Origin of the sequence: Collinsella vaginalis (genome assembly GCF_900176655.1) — a bacterium.
Lineage (GTDB): Bacteria > Actinomycetota > Coriobacteriia > Coriobacteriales > Coriobacteriaceae > Collinsella > Collinsella vaginalis.
This window is the reverse complement of the sequence record NZ_LT838843.1, coordinates 495912-501911: the sequence shown is the minus strand read 5'-3', so window position 1 is coordinate 501911 and position 6000 is coordinate 495912. Positions and strand designations below refer to the sequence as shown.

Below are 6000 nucleotides of genomic sequence, written 5' to 3'. Positions count from 1 at the left end.
CGGTCCAGGAGGATCGCGGCAGGTCGCGGGATTCCCAGACGAGCTCGGCGCGGCCCATCTCGAGCCGCGCCATCTGGCGGCCTACCTCGCGGCAGAAGCGCGGGGCCTGGGCGTTGCGGGCGCGGGTGAGGGCGCGGGCCGCCTGGGCGAGCGCGGCCTCGGCGGCATCCGCCGCCTCGCGGGCGCGGCGTATCCGGGCCTCGCCGTCGTCCACAAGGGAGAGCAGGTCGGCGGCTTCGTCACGTCGAGCGACGACATCGTCCATCGTGGGGCCGAAGGAACGTACGAGACCTCGCAGGGCCGCGAAGCGCTCCTGGGACCGGGCGAGCTCGGCAGGATCGAAGTCGGCATCGTCCCGGTAACGGCGCAGGTCTGAGGCGGTGTCCTCAAGCGTGATGGCAGCTGAGGTGAGGGCGTCGGCGAACTCGGAGAGCTTCGCGTCGACGCTGCCCATGCGCGCGAGGCCGGCGATTGCTGTGTTCAGGGCGTCGAGCGCCCCACCCTCGTCCGAGAGGGCCGCCTGGGCTTCATCGGCTGTGCTTGCAAGGACCTCCGCATGCTCGGCCCGAGGAAGGGACTCTTCCAAGGCCTCGTACTCCCCCGGCTTCGGATCCACCTCGGAGATACGATCGAGGGCGAAGCGCGCGTCATCGACCCGCGAGCCCTGGGCGCGGGCCGCCTCCTCGACGCGTGCGAGCTCACGCGCCGCGTCCCGCGCCTCTTCCAAAGCATTGCGATAGGCCGCCAGGGCGGGGGCGATGGTTACCGCACCCCAGGCGTCGACCATCTCAACGTGGCTCGCGGCATCGAGCAAGCGCTGGTGCTCATGCTGGCCGCACAGATCAATGAGGGGCCTCATGCGCGCGGTGAGCTCGCGGACGCTCGCGATAGAGCCGTCCACACGCACGCGGCTGCGCCCGTCTGCACCCACGCGGCGGGAGACCGTGAAGCCCGTGAGATCCCGTGGGCCCTCGAAGAAGCGCCCCTCCGCGACAGCGCCCTCCTCGCCCTCGCGCACGAGAGCCGCATCCGCCCGTTCTCCGATAAGGAGCTTCAAGGCTGAGAGCAGGGCTGTCTTGCCGGCACCGGTCTCGCCGGTGAGGACCGTGAGCCCAGCGCAGGGAGCGAGGGTGGCCTCGCGGATCAACGCGAGGTTGGAAACGTGTATCTCATCGATCATGGGCCCGCCCATCGAACATCTGTTGCCATAGCGTCATGGTACCCCAAATCACACAGGCCGGCTGAGCGGGCCGCACGCCTACTCGGACGCCGCGGATATCGCGTCTTCCGCCCTCTGGGGCCTCTTTTGGGAGACTGCGTACGGCACCTGGACAGGCCACGTGGCCTCCTCTAGTAGAAAATGTCAGATCTGAGTCTATACACAGCGCATCTGACACCTGAATTGTCCCTCTAGGTGAGATCGGGTAGATTTGGACGTAGCGGATAGAAACATATACCGATATTTTGTTTCTTTTCTAGCCCGATCTGACCGTCGTAAGCTACCCGATTGACTCAGATCTGACATTTTCTACTAGCCTACGTTGCGGGCAGCATAGCGCATTTCACTCTTATGAATTTAATCAGGTTGATATGCTCATTTACAAATATCCTGGTATTCCATCGAAGACGGGCCATGAAAAATCCGCTAGCGCAGGGGAATGCCATCTGCGGACCCACGCCGCCGCCTATCTCGCTATCGACGCGTGGCCCCGTAGAAGACCCGCGAGACGCTCGCATAGAAGCTCTCCGAGCCATATCCGAGCAGCAGCACATCAGCATCGCCGCGCTGGACCACCACGCGAGTGATGTCGCCCTCCACCTCGAGGAACTGACCGTCCACCGCAACCGCGGGTATCGATGGGCGGTCCTTCGAGATCGAGATCTCCACCACATCGGATGGCGAGGTGAGGAAGGCGCGGGCCTGGATGGTGTGCGGCGCGATGGGCACGCAGACCAAGCCGTTGTAATCGGGGCTCACGATGGGGCCACCGGCTGAAAGCGCGTAGCCCGTTGACCCGGTCGCCGTGGAGACCACCGCCCCGTCGCCGCGCAGCCGGTCGATATGATGCCCGGAGACCGTGATATCGAAGGTCACCATCTCGGAGAGCGGGCCGCGGGTCAGCGCCATGTCGTTCAGGCCGTCCGCCGTCACGCTATGGAGCTTTCCGTCCGCATCCTCGTACTCGACCTCGCAGGTGAGCGTCGCGCGCCTGCTCACGACCATCTCGCCAGCGAGGGCATCGGCCACCACCTGGAAGATATCCGTCTCCTCGGGGCTCGCCGCCGTGAGGAACCCCAGATGTCCGTAGGAGATTCCGAGGATGGGGATCTCAAGCCCCTGCGTGAGGCGCACGGCGCGCAGGAGCGTTCCGTCGCCGCCGAGACTGACCGCCAGATCACTCCCCTCGATATCAGGGTCGGCGATCAGGTTGCTTCGGTTGTCGGGGGCCCAGGACACCTCATAGCCCTGGCCCTCGAGCCACCCCTCGAGCACGTGGGCGCTCTCAACGGCTTCGACCTTGTAGAAGTTGGGGACGAGGAAGACCTTCATCGCGCACGCACCCTCTCGATCAGCTCATGGATATCGGCCTCGCGCACGAGGGGCGCGGCGGGGGTGCCGCGCGTGCCGAGGAGGAAGAACTCGTGGTTGCCCTTGGCTCCGGTGATCGGAGAGGCGCAGGTCCCAACCGGCTTGAGACCGGCCTCGTCAAAGGCCGCGGCCGCGCGCGCGAGCACGCGCTCCCACACAGCAGGGTCGCGCACGACGCCGCCGGACCCCACCTCTGCGGCCTCAGCCTCGAACTGGGGTTTCACCAGAGTGAGAAGGCGTCCATCCGGCGCGAGCAGGGAGATGACAGCCGGCAGCACGGTCATGACGCTCGTGAAGGAGACGTCGCAGACCGCGAGGTCGAGGTCCCCATAGCCGAGCGCGGGGACGTCCACGATGTTCGTGCGCTCGAGCAGGGTGACACGCGGATCGTTCCTGAGCGACCAGTCGAACTGGGCGCGGCCCACGTCGACCGCGAGCACCGAGGAGGCACCGCGCTTCAGCAGGCAGTCGGTGAATCCCCCGGTGGAGCAGCCCACGTCGAGGCAGGTGAGGCCCGCGGGGTCAAGGGAGAGCTCGCCCAAGGCCCCCGCGAGCTTGAGACCGCCGCGCCCCACGTAGGGGATGTGGCCGCGCACATGCAGCTCGAGCCCCTCACGCACGAGACGTCCCGGCGAGGTCAGGCGCTCGCCTGCGGCCGAGACGTCTCCCGCCATGAGGATGCGCAGGGCCTCTGCGCGGTCGCGGCAGAGGCCCTGGCGCACGAGCTCGTCATCAAGACGGATACGGGCCATGCCTACTGGGGGTCGGATGGGGAATCGGGTCCAGAGGGCTCAGGCGCCGGCGCGGACGCGGGGGCCTCGGGCTGGCCCACGCCCGCTTCAGATGCCGCCTCGGGCCCCCGACTGCTCGCGGCGCCTTCGGCCGCCTCCCGCTCCGAGGCGTCAAGCAGGTCGGCCTCGCGCGGCGAGAGCTCGAAGCGGTCGACCATGTCCACGGCCTCCGACCCGAGCTTGATGGCCTCGTCGAAGAGGTCGAGCGAGCGCTCGAGCGAGGTGTCCTTGGAGCGGACCGCCGTGACGATCTCGTCTAAGCGCTCCGTGATGTCATCGAAGGTCCTGCCGCCGGTGGCCACGTCACTCACCGAGCCCGGTGGGGGCATCCGCCCCGTCGACGTCCCGTGCGTCGCCGTCCTCCCCCACCGCGTCCTCGCGGGCTCCAGGGAGCTCCGCCTCGCGGGAGATGCGGCCGAGCACCCCGTTCACGAAGCGGGCGGACTCGTCGGTGCCGTAGGCTTTGGCGACCTCGACCGCCTCGTCGATCACGATGGCGTCGGAGAGGCGGCTCTCGATCGGTGAGAACCGGAGCTCGTAGACGGCGATGCGCAGGATGTTCCGGTCGGCGCCCGGCATGCGCTCGAGCGGCCAGCGCTCCGAGACGGCCCGGAGCGCCGCGTCGATGCGCGCCCGGTGCACCCAGGTACCGCGGGCAATACCCGCTGCGAAGGGATCGAGCGGGCCCTTGGAGAGCAGGTAATCCCCGGAGAGCACGCGGTCGACGCTCTCGTTCAGGGCCTCAGCCTGGAAGAGGATCTGCAGCGCCTGGCTGCGGGCGAGGGTGCGCCCGCGGTTCACCTTGCTAGAGCCTGACACGCGCTACTCCTTGGGGAAGACGAGGCCGTCGATGCAAATGTCCACGCGAGCGACGCCAACGCCCACCTGGGCGTCGATTGCACGGGCGACCGCCTCGCGCACGCTCTCGGCGAGCTCTTTGAAGGGGTAGCCGAAGAACACGGCGACATGGACGGTGATGAGAAGCTCGTCGTTCTCGGCGGCGGCCTCCACGGCCGGGCCGGTGGGCGCGCTCTTGGATGAGAACATCGAAACGAGGTTGGCTGCGAGGTCGCGGGACCCCACCGAAGCGACGCCCTCGACGCCCTCGGCCGCACGGGTCACGAGGGTGGCCAGAACCTCGGGCGCGATGCCGAAGCCGGCGATCTTGATCTCTTCAGTCATTTGCACTCCCTTGCGGTACGGAACGGTCGTGTCGAGCATAGCATGGCGTCCGCGGACGTGCGGGCCATGACAAGGGTATGGGTGAGGGCCGGTGCCGCCTATGCGCGGGAGACGAACTCGCCCGTGCGGGTGTCGACCTTGATCTGCTCGCCCTCGTTCAGGTACATGGGAACCTGGACCTCGGCGCCCGTGTCGATGGTGGCCGGCTTGTAGGCGCCCTGGACGGTGTCGCCCTTGGCGCCGGGAACCGTCTCGGTGACCGTGGCGATGATGAACATCGGCGGGTTCACGCCCATGAGGTCCTCATCGGCGTAGAGCAGCTGGCAGGTGTCGTTCTCACGCAGCCACTTGGCGTTATCGCCCACCATGTCCTCGGGCACGGGAACCTGCTCGTAGGTCTCGTTGTCCATGAAGATGTAATCGGCACCGTCGTTGTAGAGGTACTGCATCTCCTTGGTGATGAGCTGGACGCTCTCGAACTTGGAGCCCGCGTTGGTGGTGTTCTCGACCACGCGGCCCGTCTTGATGTCGCGGGTCTTGTAGCGCACGAAGGCACCGCCCTTGCCGGGCTTGACGTGCTGGAACTCGACAATGGTGTAGATCTTGTCCTTGATCTTGAGTCCCATGCCGTTCTTGAAGTCAGCGGTGGTGATCGATGCCATGGAGTACCTTTCTACCTACGGGCGCACCCGTCACAGTCATTAACCAAGTGATTATACATCGCAAGAAGGGCGCTCATACGCGGCCCACGAACATGACAGGTATGAGCGCGGTCCTTCTCGGGGGCCCCGCCCCGGCATGCCCGGGGCGGGGCCTTAACGGAACGGGCTCAGGGATTGGAAGGGGCGGGGCTGCACAGTTTTCGCTGCGGTGGCCAAAAGGGGCTTTGAGGCGGTGTTTTAGAGTGGTGTGACGGAGGCTGTTGAGGGGTATCTCCTCATGCAAGGTTTGAATTGAATATTTTTATTTGTTTATTTTTGCCTCTCAGGGCGATCCAGAGCATCTGATGCAACCCAATACGCCATTTGAATTACAGCCTCGAGGGCTTTTTTGGCCAGCAGAGGAGAAATTTGTATGGGAGGCACAGGTCCAGTCGTTGAGATATGAGACAGATTACGCATGTCACTGTTGATGCCGGTCGCACGCTGGATGCTGACGGCAGCCCACATATCTCCCTCGGCCCGGCCGCAACACCCGGACCGTGGGACGCGACCGCGTGCACAGGATGAGGGCAAAACAACTTCTCGAGGCGGTTCCAAGGGCGATCTGCACGAGAGCGCAGTCGCAAGTACGTTTTCTGCCCCGTGCGGACCATCAACGCGGAGCGATGGGCATCTATGCGCGGGCCGTTGATACCAAGAGGTTCGACCTATATTTTGATCGCGCTCGTTTCGACGACGTTAGAGACGAGCTGCGGCCGGCGCCCTCTGAGGCCCG

Annotated in this window: 7 protein-coding genes; all 7 read right to left on the bottom strand. The window is 65.8% G+C overall.

Annotated elements, in window-relative coordinates:
• A partial coding sequence (locus tag CAP13_RS03865; RefSeq protein ID WP_085830304.1) for an AAA family ATPase occupies window positions 1–1180 on the bottom strand: 1180 nt, incomplete at its 3' end.
• 513 nt (window positions 1181–1693) lie between these two features.
• On the bottom strand, window positions 1694–2551 hold the full coding sequence (locus CAP13_RS03860; protein ID WP_085830303.1) for an NAD(+)/NADH kinase: 858 nt from the start codon (window positions 2549–2551) through the stop codon (window positions 1694–1696).
• A complete protein-coding gene (locus CAP13_RS03855; protein WP_085830302.1) occupies window positions 2548–3342 on the bottom strand; it encodes a TlyA family RNA methyltransferase in 795 nt (264 codons plus the stop codon). The genes CAP13_RS03860 and CAP13_RS03855 overlap by 4 nt, the downstream gene beginning before the upstream one ends.
• A 2-nt stretch (window positions 3343–3344) precedes the next feature.
• Entirely contained in the window at window positions 3345–3683 is a 339-nt protein-coding gene (locus tag CAP13_RS03850) for an exodeoxyribonuclease VII small subunit (RefSeq protein WP_425429829.1), read from the bottom strand.
• Window position 3684: 1 nt separating this feature from the next.
• Window positions 3685–4200 carry a transcription antitermination factor NusB gene (gene nusB, locus CAP13_RS03845; protein WP_085830300.1) on the bottom strand — a complete coding sequence of 172 codons (516 nt, stop codon included), beginning with the start codon at window positions 4198–4200 and terminating at the stop codon, window positions 3685–3687.
• A 3-nt stretch (window positions 4201–4203) separates the two neighbouring features.
• On the bottom strand, window positions 4204–4563 hold the full coding sequence (locus CAP13_RS03840) for an Asp23/Gls24 family envelope stress response protein (protein WP_085830299.1): 360 nt from the start codon (window positions 4561–4563) through the stop codon (window positions 4204–4206).
• A 98-nt stretch (window positions 4564–4661) separates the two neighbouring features.
• Window positions 4662–5225 carry an elongation factor P gene (efp, locus tag CAP13_RS03835; protein WP_085830298.1) on the bottom strand — a complete coding sequence of 188 codons (564 nt, stop codon included), beginning with the start codon at window positions 5223–5225 and terminating at the stop codon, window positions 4662–4664.
• Window positions 5226–6000: the final 775 nt, after the last annotated feature.

Excerpts from the sequence above, each read along its gene's own strand:
- CAP13_RS03860 (WP_085830303.1), bottom strand. The coding sequence starts at position 2,551 with ATGAAGGTCTTCCTCGTCCCCAACTTCTACAAGGTCGAAGCCGTTGAG.
- CAP13_RS03855 (WP_085830302.1), bottom strand. The coding sequence starts at position 3,342 with ATGGCCCGTATCCGTCTTGATGACGAGCTCGTGCGCCAGGGCCTCTGC.
- CAP13_RS03840 (WP_085830299.1), bottom strand. The coding sequence starts at position 4,563 with ATGACTGAAGAGATCAAGATCGCCGGCTTCGGCATCGCGCCCGAGGTT.
- efp (WP_085830298.1), bottom strand. The coding sequence starts at position 5,225 with ATGGCATCGATCACCACCGCTGACTTCAAGAACGGCATGGGACTCAAG.